Here is a 12,917-nt window from a genome sequence, read left to right as displayed (position 1 = left end):
CCCGCACGGCGGGCGCTTCTAGCGTGGCCGGTGTGGGTGCGGTGGTCGCGCTGGCGCTGGCCGGGCTGACGGGGTGCTCCCCGTCGGCCGCCGAGCCGTTCGTCCCGGCCGGCCGGCCACCGGAGACGGCCGCTACGTCCGGTCCCGGCGCCGTGCCGGGGCCGGACGGTGCGACCGGCCCGGCCGCCTCCCCGGCGCCGGCCGCGCCGGGGGCGGAGACGGTCCAGGCCGCGCCGGGCGTGCGGGTGGTGGTCGAGCCGCCCGCCGCGTCCGGTCCGGACACCGCCGACATGGTCGGGGCCTTCCGCGACTACTACGTCGGGTCCCTGCGGGCGATCGCCACGGGCGGGGCCGACGACGACTACCTCGCGGTGCTCAGCAGGGACGCCAGCCGCCAGGGCTACGAATGGGTCCACGGGTACGTGGAGGAGGGCCACCGGCTGCGCGGGACCCTGCGCCTGTACGGGTTCTCCGTCAGCTCGGTCAGGGGCCGCGGGTCGCAGCTCGACGTGTGCATCGACATGTCGGGGATGCGCGAGGTGGACGCCCGGACCGGCGAGGAGGCCGGGGAGCGGGAGAGCTGGATGAGGAGGCCCTTCCTCCAGTCCGCGGGGATGCGCAAGGACGACGACGGCGTGCGGCGGCTCACGACCATCGGCTACGTCCTGCCCTCCGGTGACGAGGCGAAGAGGTGTGCCAGATGATCGTGAAACTGCTCGCCGCCGGAGTCCTGGCGCTCGGGCTGGTGGAGGACCCCCCGTCGGGCGCCGAGAAGATCCAGGAGGGCAACAAGGTCGGCGTCCGCCTGCAGAACTCCCAGATCGTCATCACCGGGACCGGGCTCAGGGGAGGCAGGAGCGACGGCTACCGGATCAAGCGCCCCTGCTGGTACGAGCCGGGCAGGAACGCCGCCGACATGCTGAAGACGCAGGAGGACGTGCGGGCCTGGTGGTTCCGCTTCACGCCGAACCCCACCGAGGAGAAGTTCCAGAAGTTCCTGGAGCAGTTCAGGGACAAGCTCGGCAAGGAGGGCCGGTGGTGGGCGCCCGCCTACAACTCGGCCGATCCCGAGGGCGCGTCCTGCGTGAGCGAGCTCAACCCCTTCATGTGGGTGCCGCCCGGCACCACCCCGCCCGCCGGGATCACCATGGCGGAGCTCGTCGAGATCGCCCGCGCCGCGCTGACCGTGCCCGAGCCGAAGATCAAGCTCAACCCGGACGCCACCAGCTACGTCAACCTGCCGACCTGGGTCTGGCTGGACGGCGTCGGGCAGACCACCCGCTCGGTGACGGCCACGATCCCGGGCTTCATGAGCGCGACCGTGACCGCGACCATGGAGGACATCCGGATCGACCCGGGCACGACCGCCGACCGGGCCGAGGTGAAGGAGGAGTGCGGTCCCGGCGGCAGGCCGTACGCCAGGGGGGCCGAGTTCACCTGCGGGGTGCGCTACCTGCGGGCCTCGGCCGACCAGCCCCGCGAGGTCTACGAGCTGACGGTGACGACCGTCTGGCCCGTCGAGGTCGAGGACGACGTGGTGCCCTTCGCCTACGACCCCGTCGAGGTCGGCGCCACCCGCGACGTCCCGGTGGGCGAGGTGCAGAGCACCGTCACGGGCGACGGTTGATCCCGCGTCATCCGGGCGGGACCGCGTCGGCGGTTGACCTGAAGCAAACTTGAGCTTCTAGGTTTCCTCCCAGGACCGCCGGACCGGCCGGCGGTGCTTCCCGAGGAGGTTCGCCGTGACCGAGAGCCCGACCCGCACCGAGATCCCCGACCGCTACCGCTACGCCGTGGTTCCGCACATCATGGTCGACGACGCCGCGGCGGCGATCGACTTCTACCGGCGGGCGTTCGGCGCCCGCGAGGACTTCAGGCTCGACGCCCCCGGCGGCGGGGTGCTGCACGCCGAGATCACCATCGGGGGGTCGGTCCTGATGCTGGGCGACGCCAGCGTGGAGGAGGCGGAGGCAGGATCCTTCGCCGCGCCGGCCGCGCTCGGCGGAGGCACGTCCGTCACGCTGCACGTCTTCGTGCCGGACGTCGACGGCCTCGCGGAGCGCGCGGAGGCCGCCGGGGCCGAGATCCTCCAGCCGCCGAAGGACATGTTCCACGGTGACCGCACCGTCATCCTCAAGGATCCTTCGGGGCACATCTGGGTGTTCCTGACCCATCTGGAAGACGTCTCGGAGGAGGAGCTGCGCCGCCGCATGGCCGCCGCCGGGTGACCGGCCGGCACCGTGGCGCCGCAGGCCTGCGCCGTGACGGGGCGCGAGACCTCCGACCGGACGGGACACCGGCGGCCGGGTCAGCGGGCGCCGGCCTCATGGGACAGCAGCCACTGCTTGACCGGGGTGCCGTAGTAGTAGCCGCCGAGGCCGCCGGTGGACGGCAGGACGCGGTGGCACGGTACGAACGGCGCGATCAGGTTCTGCGCGCAGGCCCCGCCCGCCGCCCTGGCCGCCGTCCTGGGCATGCCCGCGCGCTCGGCCAGCTCGGCGTAGTGGATCGTGGTCCCCGGCGGGACCTCGCGCAGGGCCGCCAGCAGGCGCTGCCGCCTGGGCGTGCCGGGCTGGCTCACCGGTACCGCGTCCAGCGCCTTCAGGTCGCCGTCCAGGTAGTCCCGTACGGCCTGCGCCGCGTGGCCGAGGTCGTCGACCCGCTCCAGCCCGCAGGCCCTGAGCGCGGGCGAGAGCCGTACGAACATGTCGTGGGGGTCGGCGGTGAAGCCGGCCGCGACGAGGACGCCCTCGTGGGAGAGGAGCGCCAGCGGGCCGGTCGGGGTGGGGAGGATCTGCGCCTCGATCATCGTCGTGTCTCCTTGTCGTGAAGTCGTGAAGTCGTCGGCGGGCCCCGGTCCGGGGGTCCGCGGGTGGCGGGAGCGCCGGGTCGCGGAGGCGGTTGCGGGCGCGGGGCGGGAGCGCCGGGTCGCGGTGGTCACTGCGAGTTCCACAGGTGGAGGGCCGCGTACGCCCGCCAGGGGCGCCACCGCTCGGTGTGGTCGGCGGGGATGCCGAGGCACGCCATGGCCCGGCGGAGCACGAGGTCGCCCTCCGGCCACGCGTCCGGGTCCCGCAGCGCCCGCAGCGCGACGTAGCCGGCCGTCCACGGCCCGATCCCCGGCACCTCCAGCAGCCGGGCCACGGTCTCGGCGGGCTCCTGCGCCCCGTCCAGGTCGATCTCGCCGCCGGCGACCCGCTCGGCGAGCGCCTGCAGGGTGGCGACCCGCCGCCCGGTCAGCCCGAGCCCGTCCAGGTCGGCCTCCAGCAGGTCCTCCGGAGTGGGGAACAGGCGCACGACCTCACCCGCCCCCTCCGGCCCCGCCCCCTCCGGCCGCGTTCCTTCCGGCCCGGCGGCGGGCGCGGCGGGGCGGCCGGCGCGGGCGGCGATGCGGCCCAGGAGGGTACGGGCCCCGGCGACGGAGATCTGCTGGCCGACCACGGCGCGGACGGCCAGCTCGAAGCCGTCCCACGCACCGGGGACCCGCAGACCGGGGCGGGCCTCGACGAGCGGGCCCAGCGCGGTCTCGCCGAGGGCCGAGGCGATCGCCTCGGGGTCGGCGTCGAGGTCGAGCAGGCGGCGGCAGCGCGCGACGACCCGGGCCAGGTGGCGGGTGTCGGTCAGGTGCACGTCCAGGCGGACGTGCCCGGGAAGGGGCGTCAGGGTGACCACGCCGCCGGGCACGGCGCGGGTGTAGCTCCAGCCGCCCGCGGCGGCGGTCCCGGATCCGTCACCGCCGCCGGGATCGGCGGCCGTGCGGTCCCGTCCGCCGGGGTCGGCGGCCGTGCGGTCCCGTCCGTCCGGGGCGGGGGCGGCGCCCTGCGGGCCGTCGACCCGTTCCAGGCCCGGGATCGCCCGGCCGCGCAGGAAGCGCATCAGGCTCTCCGCGTCGTACGGCTCCCGCCGGTGCAGCCGGAGCGTCAGCGCGTCGCCGGTGACGGCCCGGCCCGCGGTGGCCCGGAGTTCGCCGGGCGTGAAGCCGTACGTCTCCTTCATGGTCGCGTTGAACTGCCGCACGCTCCCGAAGCCGGAGGCGAAGGCGACGTCCGTGATCGGCAGGCCGGTCTCGGTCAGCAGCTGCTTGGCCAGCAGCAGGCGCTTGGTCCTGGCCACGGCCAGCGGTCCCGCGCCGAGCTCGGCGGTGAACAGCCGGTGCAGGTGGCGCTCGGTGATGTGCAGCCGCCCGGCCAGCCCGGTGATCCCGGCGTCGTCGGCCACGCCTTCGTCGATCAGCCGCAGCGCCCGGCCGACCAGGTCGCCGCGGTGGTCCCAGCCGGGGTCGCCGGGGCTGAGCTCGGGGCGGCAGCGCTTGCAGGGCCGGAAGCCGGCCGCCTCGGCGGAGGCGGCGTGCCGGTAGAAGCGCACGTTGCGCGAGGCGGGCGTGCGAGCCGGGCAGATCGGCCGGCAGTAGATGCGGGTGGAGGTGACCGCCGTGTAGAACCGCCCGTCGAACCGGGCGTCCCGCGCGGCCACCGCGCGGTAACAGGAGTCGAAGTCGAGCTTTCCGGCGAACATGTGAACAACGCTATCCGCAGCCCACCGGCTGTGACTCGCGGAAATCGGACGTGACCGTCACGATCCGGTCCGCGGGGCGGGGGCGGGCGCATGAGCGCCCGGCGCCCCGGACGGGACGGTCCCGCCGGCCGTGGCGGTCACGCGGGACCGCCCGCCCGGCGGTCACTTGGAGGAGATGCCGACCCCCAGGTCGAACTCGCGGTAGACCCGGGCCCAGAAGCCGTCGCGGAGCCAGACGCGGGCCTCGGGGAACGGGCGCAGGGAGTGGCCGAGCTCCTTCTCCGCCTCGATCAGGAGCTCGGTGTCGATGACCGTGGGCAGGATCGGGCCCGGCAGCAGGTCGCGGATGTTGTCGCGGCCGCGGGTGAGGATCCACTTCTGGGCGACGTGCTCGCCGACCTCCTCGACGCGGGGGCGGCTGGGGCCGAGCTTGGTGACCTGGCCGGCCGGAATCTTGGGTTTGATCGCGGCGGGGGTCCGCCCGGCGAAGACCTGGGCGGGGGAGGGGGCGGCCGGAGGGACCGGGACGGGCTGGGGGGCGCGGCTGAAGAAGTCGCGCAGGAAGTCGGCGCTGAGGATCTCGACGGTGTCGGACTCCCAGACCAGGCGCTCGGCCTGGTTGGTGCCGTACGGCGGCTCGACGCCCCACAGGTGGATCCGCACGCCGTACGCCTGGGCCGCCTCCACCGCCGGGACCATGTCCTCGTCGCCGGCCAGCAGGATCGTGTCGCTCACCGCGTGGTGCCTGGCCAGTGCCTCCAGGTCGCTCCTGATCTGGGCGTCCACGCCCTTCTGCTGGCCGCGCGCGTTGAGGTTGCCCAGGCGGACCTTGACCCAGGGGAGCTGGGCGATGACGCGCTGGTCCACGGTCGGCACGCGGTCGCGGGCGGCGTCGTACCAGTAGATGCGGAGCAGCTCGCCGTGGATGCGCGCCTCGGCGTGCTTCTGCAGCGCCTGGATCAGCTCGTCGGCGGCGACGCGGTACTCCTTGCGCTCCTTGGCGCCGAGCAGCACCTCGCCCGCCGCGGCGTAGAGGTAGCCCACGTCGACCAGGACGGCGTACTTCGCGGCGACGGGGTGAGCGGTGAGGTCAAGGATGGCCATGTCGTCCTCCAGGCCTCGTGACTAGCTGATCGGCTGACTATATGCGCCCATTTCTTAGATGGTCCCAACTCTCGCGCAACTTGACACCATGTTCTTGGGATCTATCTTGGCAGCCCGCTCGATCGCCATGCTCCTTGTCCGATTGGGATGGACTTTCGCATGCGATATGAGGGGTTACGCCAATTTTCCTGCGTTTGTACGGCTTTCGCCTGCGGAACCGCCCGCGAGGCGAGGGCGACCACCAGTGCGGCGATCTCCTCCGGGGTCGCGTCCCCACGGACGATCTTCAAATGGCTCATCGGGCTCCTTCCGTCGGCCTGTGCCCACCGGTCCGCTCGCTCATGACGCCTCCGCCGGCTACAGCGGGATGTTGCCGTGCTTCTTCGGGGGCAGCGTCGCGCGCTTGTTGCGCAGCGCGCGCAGGGCCCTGACGATCTGGACGCGGGTCTCGGACGGGCGGATCACGGCGTCCACATACCCTCTTTCGGCCGCGAGATACGGGTTGGCGAGCGTGTCCTCGTAGGCGGTGACGAGCCGGGCCCGCTCGGCGTCCGGGTCGCCCGCCGCGGCCAGCTCGCGCCGGTAGAGGATGTTGACCGCGCCCTGGGCGCCCATCACCGCGATCTGCGCGGTCGGCCAGGCCAGGTTGACGTCGGCGCCCAGGTGCTTGGAGCCCATGACGTCGTAGGCGCCGCCGTACGCCTTGCGGGTGATCACCGTGACCAGCGGCACGGTCGCCTCCGCGTAGGCGTAGAGCAGCTTGGCGCCGCGGCGGATGATCCCGTTCCACTCCTGGTCCGTGCCCGGGAGAAAACCCGGTACATCAACAAATGTCAGGACTGGAATATTGAAAGCATCACATGTCCGTACGAAACGGGCGGCTTTCTCCGAGGCCGCGATGTCCAGCGTGCCGGCGAAGCTCATCGGCTGGTTGGCCACCACCCCCACCGAGCGCCCCTCGACCCGGCCGAAGCCCACCAGGATGTTCGGCGCGAACTGCGCGTGCATCTCCAGGAACTCGCCGTCGTCCAGGACGCGCGCGACCACCTCGTGCATGTCGTACGGCTGGTTGGCCGAGTCGGGGATCAGCGTGTCGAGTTCGAGGTCCTCGCCGGTGGCCTCCAGGACCGGGTCGGTCTCGAAGACCGGGGCGTCGTCCATGTTGTTGGAGGGCAGGTAGGACAGGAGGGCGCGGGCGAACTCCAGGCAGTCGGCCTCGTCGGCCGCCTCGTAGTGCGCCACGCCCGACCGGGAGTTGTGCGTGTGCGCGCCGCCGAGCTCCTCGAACGTCACCTCCTCGCCGGTGACCGTCCTGATGACGTCCGGGCCGGTGATGAACATGTGCGACTTCTCGGAGACCATGAGGACGAAGTCGGTGAGCGCGGGGGAGTAGACCGCGCCGCCCGCGCAGGGACCCATGATCAGGGAGATCTGCGGGATCACCCCGGAGGCGTGCACGTTCCGCTTGAAGATCTCGGCGTAGAGGCCGAGGGAGACGACGCCCTCCTGGATGCGCGCCCCGCCGGAGTCGTTGATGCCGACCACCGGGCAGCCGGTCTTGAGCGCGTGGTCCATGACCTTGACGATCTTCTCGCCGAAGACCTCGCCCAGCGATCCGCCGAAGACCGTGAAGTCCTGTGCGAACACCGCCACCGGGCGGCCGTCCACGGTGCCGTGCCCGGTCACCACGCCGTCGCCGTACGGGCGCTCGTTCTCCAGGCCGAAGCTGGTGGAGCGGTGCCTGGCCAGCGTGTCGAACTCCACGAAGCTGCCGGGGTCGAGGAAGGCGAGCACGCGCTCGCGGGCGGTCATCTTGCCCTTGGCGTGCTGGCGCTCCACCGCGCGGGCGGATCCGGCGTGGGCGGCCTCGTCCAGGCGGCGCTCCAGGTCGGCGAGCTTGCCCGCCGTGGTGTGGATGTCGATCTCCGCGGATACCGGTTCGGCGCTCATCGGTCGCTCACCACTCCTCATTCGCTACGCGGCCCGCTCGTCCCTCACGAGCCGCTCTGCTCACCGTGCCGGGCTCGCTCATGTCCAGCAGGGTAACCGTCTGCTGACATCCCGAACTATCGGGGGCGGCCGTTCGTTGCGAAGGAGAAGCCGGAGATCATTAAAGTGGATATATGACAAAGTAGGGGCCATGACGGACATTACGGATGCCGTGCGGACGCAGGGCCTGTTCAAGCGGTTCGGGCAGCAGGTGGCCGTCGGCGGGGTCGACCTCGTGGTCCCCCGGGGCAGCTTCGCGGGCCTGGTCGGACCCAACGGGGCGGGCAAGACCACCACGCTGAGCATGGTCACCGGTCTGCTCCGCCCGGACGCCGGGCTCATCCGCATCGACGGCGCCGACGTCTGGCGCGACCCCGTCGCGGTCAAGGCCCGCATCGGCGTCCTGCCCGAAGGGCTGCGCCTGTTCGAGCGCCTGTCCGGCCGTGAGCTGCTCTCCTACAACGGCCAGCTCCGCGGCATCCCCAAAGCCGAGGTGGAGCGGCGCGCCGAGGAACTGCTGCGGGTCATGGACCTGGCGGACTCGGCCGACAAGCTCGTCGTCGACTACTCCACCGGCATGCGCAAGAAGATCGGCCTGGCCGCCGCGCTGCTGCACAACCCCAAGGTGCTCTTCCTGGACGAGCCCTTCGAGGGCGTCGACCCGGTCAGCGCCAACACGCTGGTCGAGGTGCTCCGGCGCTACACCGCCTCGGGGGCGACCGTGGTCTTCTCCAGCCACGTCATGGACCTCGTGGAGCGCCTGTGCGACTGGGTCTCGGTGATGAGCCGCGGCCAGATCGTCGCGCAGGGCCCGCTGGAGGAGGTGCGCGGCGGCCGGAGCCTCAACGAGGCCTTCCTCGGCCTGGTCGGCGCGGGCGCGAACGGCAACGGGGAGGAGGGGCTGTCGTGGCTGGGAGCGACCTCGGCATGAGCGCGGACACGGCGGGCACGGGCCCGGCGGCGGGTACGGCCGGCACGGGCTCCGGCGGGCCGCCGCGGGACCCCGCCGGGGCGGGGACCGCGCGGGTCGGCCCCCGGCTCTTCGTCCGGCTCAAGCTCCGGCTGATCGCCGGGAACCTGCGCGGCGACACCACCCGCCTGCTCGGCTTCGTCTTCACCGTGCTCGCCGCCCTCGTCGTCGCCTCCTTCGGCTTCCTCCTGATGGCGATGCTGCGCATGGCGCCCGCGGGGGTCGCGGCGGACGTCGGGACCGTGCTGTTCACCGTCCTCCTGCTCGGCTGGACGCTCGTCCCGCTGCTCGCCTTCGGACTGGACGACACCCTCGACCCGTCCCGGCTCGCGCTGCTCCCGCTGCGGACCCGGCAGCTCGCGACCGGCATGTTCGCCTCCTCGGTCACCGGCGTCTGGCCGCTCGCCACGCTGGTCGTCACCTCCGGCGCGATCGCGGGCCTGGCACGCGGGCTGGGCGGCGTGCTCGTCGGCGTCGTCGCGGTGCTGCTCCAGTTCACCCTCTGCATCGTCGTCTCCCGGCTGGTCACCACCTCGCTCTCCGGGATCCTGCGCACCCGCCGCGGCCGGGACGTGCTCGCGATCTCGGTGATCTTCGTCATCCTGGGCGCCCAGCTCCCCAACCTCCTGCTCAACCGGGGCCTGACCGGCGACCCGCTGGTGATGCTGGACGGCGTCGCCTCGGCGCTGCGCTGGACGCCGCCCGGCATGGCCGCGCACGCCATCGCCGACGGCGGCCCCGCGGCCCTGGCCGAGCTGGCCTTCCTCGCCGCCCTGGCGGTCGTGCTCGGGTGGCTCTGGATCGTCGCGCTGCGCCGGTCCCTGGTCACCGCGGACGCCTCCACCGAGGCCGCCTCGGTCCGCAACTCCAGAGGGCTGCTGGCCCGCCTCCTGCCCGACGGGCAGCTCGCCGCGGTCGCCACCAAGGAGCTCAGGTACGCCCGGCGCGACCCCCGGGGCCGGGTCGGCTGGTTCGCCGCCCTCGCGGTCACCGGGATCATGGCCTTCTCCCTCGGCGGGCAGGAGGGCCCCTCGCCCGGTCCCGCGCTCGCGATCGGCCCCGCCTGCATCGGCGCGCTGATGATCGGCCTGCAGGCCTGCAACTCCTTCGGCATCGACGGCCGCTCGTTGTGGATGAACTCCGTGGTGTACGGCACCGCCCGCGACTGGCGGACCGACCTCGCCGGCCGGCACCTGGCCGTCGCGACGATCGGGGTCCCGGCGCTCGGCCTGCTCTCCCTGGTCGCGGGCCTGATCGCCGGGAACGCCGCCTGGGCGGTCCCCGCCATGTTCACCGCCTGGGGCGTGCTGGGCGTCGGGCTCGGCATGGGCGCGCTGACGAGCGTGCTGCTGCCGTACACGGTCCCCGAACGGCTCAACGCCTTCACCGGCGCGGCGCCGGGCCAGGGCGGCGTCGCGTTCCTGGCGTCGTTCGGCGCGATGATCGGCACCGGCCTGCTGGCGCTGCCCGTCGTGCTGCCCATGCTGTTCGGCCTCGACTGGGTCGTCGCGCTCGCCGCGCCGTACGGGGTCCTGGTCTCCTGGGGCGGGCGGAGGATCGCCGGGAACCTCGGGTTCGCCCGGTATCCGGAGATCCTCGGGGCGATCTCCAAGGCCACCTGAGCTGCTCGCGATTGGTCTAGTCCAATAGGTGAGACCGGCCTCCGCCCCGGAAATCGCTCTCGCTACGCTGGCAGACATGTCCGCCAGCGCGCCCCATCAGGCCGAACGTTCCTCCGCCGTCACCGAGATGCCCGACGAGCTCCGCGCGGACGTGCGGCTGCTCGGCGGGCTCCTGGGCCAGGTCATCGCCGAGCACGGCGGAGACGACCTGCTCGCCGATGTCGAACGCCTCCGCAAGGCCGTCATCGCGGCCCGCCGCAGGGAGATCTCGGTCGACGAGATCACCGCGATGGTCGCCGAGTGGCCGATCAGCCGGGCGGTCAAGATCGCCCGGGCCTTCACCTGCTACTTCCACCTGGCCAACCTCGCCGAGGAGCACTTCCGCATCCGCACGCTCCGGGTCCGCGACACCGGCGACGAGCCGCTGCCCGAGTCGCTGGCCCAGGCCGTGCAGGAGCTCGGCGGCGAGCGCGTCGCCGAGCTCGTGGAGGGCCTGCGGCTGCACCCGGTGCTGACCGCGCACCCCACCGAGGCGCGCAGGCGCGCGGTGGTCACCGCGATCCAGCGGGTCAGCGGCCAGCTCGCCGCCTACAACAGCCCCGAACGCGGCGCGGCCGAGCGCGCCGAGACCCGGCGGCGGCTGCTGGAGGAGATCGACCTGCTCTGGCGGACCGCCCAGCTCCGGCACACCAAGCTCGACCCGCTGGACGAGGTCCGCACCGCGATGGCGGCCTTCGACGAGACGCTCTTCCGGATGGTCCCGCACGTCTACCGCGCGCTGGACTCCGCGCTCGGCGAGGGCAGCGGCACCCGTGAGCCGCTGGCCCGCCCGTTCATCCGCTACGGCAGCTGGATCGGGGGCGACCGCGACGGCAACCCCAACGTCACCGCCAAGGTGACCCGCGACGCCGTCCTCATCCAGGCCGAGCACGTGCTGATCGCCCTGGAGAACGCCACCCTGCGCATCGGCCGCAGCCTCACCGTGACCGCCGAGTACACCCCGGCCTCGCCGGAGCTGCGCGCCGCGCTCGCCGCCGCCGAGAACGACCACCCCGAGCTGGTCTCGGAGATGGCCACCCGCTCGCCGCGCGAGCCGCACCGGCAGTGGCTGCTGTACGTCGCGGCCCGGATCGCCGCCACCCGGCAGCGCGGCCTGGACCTGGCCTACCGCTCGCCGGAGGAGTTCCTGGCCGACCTGCGCGTCGCCCAGGCGTCCCTGGCCGCCGCCGGGGCGAGGCGGCAGGCCTACGGCGAGCTGCAGCACCTGATCTGGCAGGCCGAGACCTTCGGGTTCCACCTGGCCGAGCTGGAGGTGCGCCAGCACTCCCAGGTGCACGCCGCCGCGCTGGCCGAGATCGCCGAGGGCGAGACCTCCGAGCGCACGGACGAGGTCCTGGCCACCATCAGGACGATCAGCTGGATCCAGGAGCGGTTCGGCGTGACCGCCTGCTCCCGCTACGTCGTCTCCTTCACCCGCTCCTCCGACGACATCGCCGCCGTCTACGAGCTGGCCCGGCACGCCCTCGGCGAGCGGGCGCCCGCGCTCGACGTGGTCCCGCTCTTCGAGTCCGGCGCCGACCTGGCCGCCGCGCCCGGCGTGCTCTCCGGGATGCTGGAGATCCCCGCCATCCAGGAGCGGCTCGCCGTGAACGGCAGGCGGCTGGAGGTCATGCTCGGCTACTCCGACTCCGCCAAGGAGCTCGGCCCGGCGGCCGCCACGCTGAAGCTGTACGAGGCGCAGGAGGCGCTGGCCGCCTGGGCCGCCGAGCACGACGTGGCGCTGACTCTCTTCCACGGCCGGGGCGGCGCCCTGGGCCGCGGCGGCGGACCGGCCAACCGGGCGGTGCTCGCCCAGGCCCCCGGCTCGGTCGGCGGCCGGTTCAAGGTCACCGAGCAGGGCGAGGTCATCTTCGCCCGCTACGGCCACGAGGCCATCGCCCGCCGCCACCTGGAGCAGGTCACCTCCGCGGTGCTGCTCGCCTCCACCCCGGCCGTCGGGGCCCGCACGGCCGAGGCCGCCGCGCGCTTCCGCACGGTGGCCCAGCAGGTCGCCTCCGCCTCGGAGAAGGCCTACCGCTCGCTGACCGAGGCACCCGGCTTCCCCGAGTGGTTCTCCCTGGTCAGCCCGCTGGAGGAGATCGGCTCGCTCCGGCTGGGCTCCCGCCCCGCCCGCCGCGGCCTGGGCGCGCCCCGCTCCCTGGACGACCTGCGGGCCATCCCGTGGGTGTTCGCCTGGGCGCAGACCCGGGTCAACCTGCCCGGCTGGTACGGCCTGGGCAGCGGCCTGTCGGCGGTCGTCTCCGAGACCGGGCTGGACGGCCTGCGCGCCGCCTACCGGGAGTGGCCGCTGTTCGCCTCCCTGCTGGACAACGTGGAGATGTCCCTGGCCAAGACCGACCGCGACATCGCCTCCCGCTACCTCGCGCTCGGCGGCCGGGACGACTTCATGGAGCAGGTCCTGGCCGAGTACGACCTGACCCGCCGCCTGGTCCTGGAGGTCACCGGTCACACCCGGCTGCTGGAGAACCGCCGGGTGCTCTCGCGCGCGGTCCAGCTCCGCGACCCGTACGTGGACGCCCTCTCCCACCTCCAGCTCCGCGCCCTGTCCCGGCTGCGCGCCGACGAGGACCTGCCGGAGGAGGAGCGCGACCGGCTGTCCACGCTGCTGCTGCTGTCGGTCAACGGCGTCGCCGCCGGCCTGCAGAACACCGGCTGAC

General features: G+C 73.3%; 11 protein-coding genes. 6 read left to right on the top strand and 5 right to left on the bottom strand.

Annotated features, from left to right (window positions below; genetic code table 11):
- Nucleotides 1-32 precede the first annotated feature (32 nt).
- The 3 genes from FHS22_RS07215 to FHS22_RS07205 all read left to right on the top strand — a co-directional run bounded on the left by FHS22_RS07215 (nt 33) and on the right by FHS22_RS07205 (nt 2,228).
- Nucleotides 33-704: a hypothetical protein gene (locus FHS22_RS07215; RefSeq protein WP_184939491.1), complete on the top strand. Its 672-nt coding sequence runs from the start codon at nt 33-35 to the stop codon at nt 702-704.
- Nucleotides 701-1,627 (top strand): hypothetical protein, encoded by a 927-nt coding sequence (locus tag FHS22_RS07210; RefSeq protein ID WP_184939489.1) that lies wholly within the window; start codon nt 701-703, stop codon nt 1,625-1,627. Before FHS22_RS07215 ends, FHS22_RS07210 begins: the two co-directional genes overlap by 4 nt.
- Nucleotides 1,628-1,742: 115 nt before the next feature.
- On the top strand, nt 1,743-2,228 hold the full coding sequence (locus tag FHS22_RS07205; protein WP_338047641.1) for a VOC family protein: 486 nt from the start codon (nt 1,743-1,745) through the stop codon (nt 2,226-2,228).
- Between the two features lie 80 nt (nt 2,229-2,308).
- On the opposite strand, the gene FHS22_RS07200 is transcribed toward FHS22_RS07205, so the two are convergent.
- The 5 genes from FHS22_RS07200 to FHS22_RS07180 form a co-directional block, all read right to left on the bottom strand.
- Entirely contained in the window at nt 2,309-2,809 is a 501-nt protein-coding gene (locus FHS22_RS07200; RefSeq protein ID WP_184939488.1) for a methylated-DNA--[protein]-cysteine S-methyltransferase, read from the bottom strand.
- A gap of 128 nt (nt 2,810-2,937) precedes the next feature.
- Nucleotides 2,938-4,515 (bottom strand): Ada metal-binding domain-containing protein, encoded by a 1,578-nt coding sequence (locus FHS22_RS07195; RefSeq protein ID WP_184939486.1) that lies wholly within the window; start codon nt 4,513-4,515, stop codon nt 2,938-2,940.
- A gap of 162 nt (nt 4,516-4,677) precedes the next feature.
- Nucleotides 4,678-5,619, bottom strand: a complete 942-nt coding sequence (locus FHS22_RS07190) for an NYN domain-containing protein (RefSeq protein ID WP_184939484.1) — start codon at nt 5,617-5,619, stop codon at nt 4,678-4,680.
- Between the two features lie 101 nt (nt 5,620-5,720).
- A complete protein-coding gene (locus FHS22_RS39560; RefSeq protein ID WP_184939482.1) occupies nt 5,721-5,918 on the bottom strand; it encodes an acyl-CoA carboxylase subunit epsilon in 198 nt (65 codons plus the stop codon).
- A 58-nt stretch (nt 5,919-5,976) separates the two neighbouring features.
- On the bottom strand, nt 5,977-7,569 hold the full coding sequence (locus tag FHS22_RS07180) for an acyl-CoA carboxylase subunit beta (RefSeq protein WP_184939481.1): 1,593 nt from the start codon (nt 7,567-7,569) through the stop codon (nt 5,977-5,979).
- 190 nt (nt 7,570-7,759) lie between these two features.
- Between FHS22_RS07180 and FHS22_RS07175 the strand changes: the two genes are divergently transcribed.
- From FHS22_RS07175 to FHS22_RS07165, 3 genes are all read left to right on the top strand, one after another.
- On the top strand, nt 7,760-8,539 hold the full coding sequence (locus tag FHS22_RS07175) for an ABC transporter ATP-binding protein (protein WP_184939479.1): 780 nt from the start codon (nt 7,760-7,762) through the stop codon (nt 8,537-8,539).
- Nucleotides 8,515-10,200, top strand: coding sequence for a hypothetical protein (locus tag FHS22_RS07170; RefSeq protein ID WP_338047640.1), 1,686 nt, complete (start codon nt 8,515-8,517; stop codon nt 10,198-10,200). The genes FHS22_RS07175 and FHS22_RS07170 overlap by 25 nt, the downstream gene beginning before the upstream one ends.
- Nucleotides 10,201-10,276: 76 nt before the next feature.
- Nucleotides 10,277-12,916 (top strand): phosphoenolpyruvate carboxylase, encoded by a 2,640-nt coding sequence (locus FHS22_RS07165; protein ID WP_184939477.1) that lies wholly within the window; start codon nt 10,277-10,279, stop codon nt 12,914-12,916.
- The last annotated feature ends 1 nt before the right edge of the window (nt 12,917 follow it).

The sequence above is a fragment of the Thiemannella venezuelensis genome (assembly GCF_014203605.1).
In the GTDB taxonomy this organism is placed as follows: domain Bacteria; phylum Actinomycetota; class Actinomycetes; order Streptosporangiales; family Streptosporangiaceae; genus Planomonospora_A; species Planomonospora_A venezuelensis.
The sequence above is the reverse complement of the archived record's forward strand: the minus strand, read 5'-3'. Positions and strand labels throughout refer to the sequence as shown.

Excerpts from the sequence above, each read along its gene's own strand:
- FHS22_RS07210 (WP_184939489.1), top strand. The coding sequence starts at position 701 with ATGATCGTGAAACTGCTCGCCGCCGGAGTCCTGGCGCTCGGGCTGGTG.
- FHS22_RS07200 (WP_184939488.1), bottom strand. The coding sequence starts at position 2,809 with ATGATCGAGGCGCAGATCCTCCCCACCCCGACCGGCCCGCTGGCGCTC.
- FHS22_RS07195 (WP_184939486.1), bottom strand. The coding sequence starts at position 4,515 with ATGTTCGCCGGAAAGCTCGACTTCGACTCCTGTTACCGCGCGGTGGCC.
- FHS22_RS07190 (WP_184939484.1), bottom strand. The coding sequence starts at position 5,619 with ATGGCCATCCTTGACCTCACCGCTCACCCCGTCGCCGCGAAGTACGCC.
- FHS22_RS39560 (WP_184939482.1), bottom strand. The coding sequence starts at position 5,918 with ATGAGCCATTTGAAGATCGTCCGTGGGGACGCGACCCCGGAGGAGATC.
- FHS22_RS07180 (WP_184939481.1), bottom strand. The coding sequence starts at position 7,569 with ATGAGCGCCGAACCGGTATCCGCGGAGATCGACATCCACACCACGGCG.
- FHS22_RS07175 (WP_184939479.1), top strand. The coding sequence starts at position 7,760 with ATGACGGACATTACGGATGCCGTGCGGACGCAGGGCCTGTTCAAGCGG.
- FHS22_RS07165 (WP_184939477.1), top strand. The coding sequence starts at position 10,277 with ATGTCCGCCAGCGCGCCCCATCAGGCCGAACGTTCCTCCGCCGTCACC.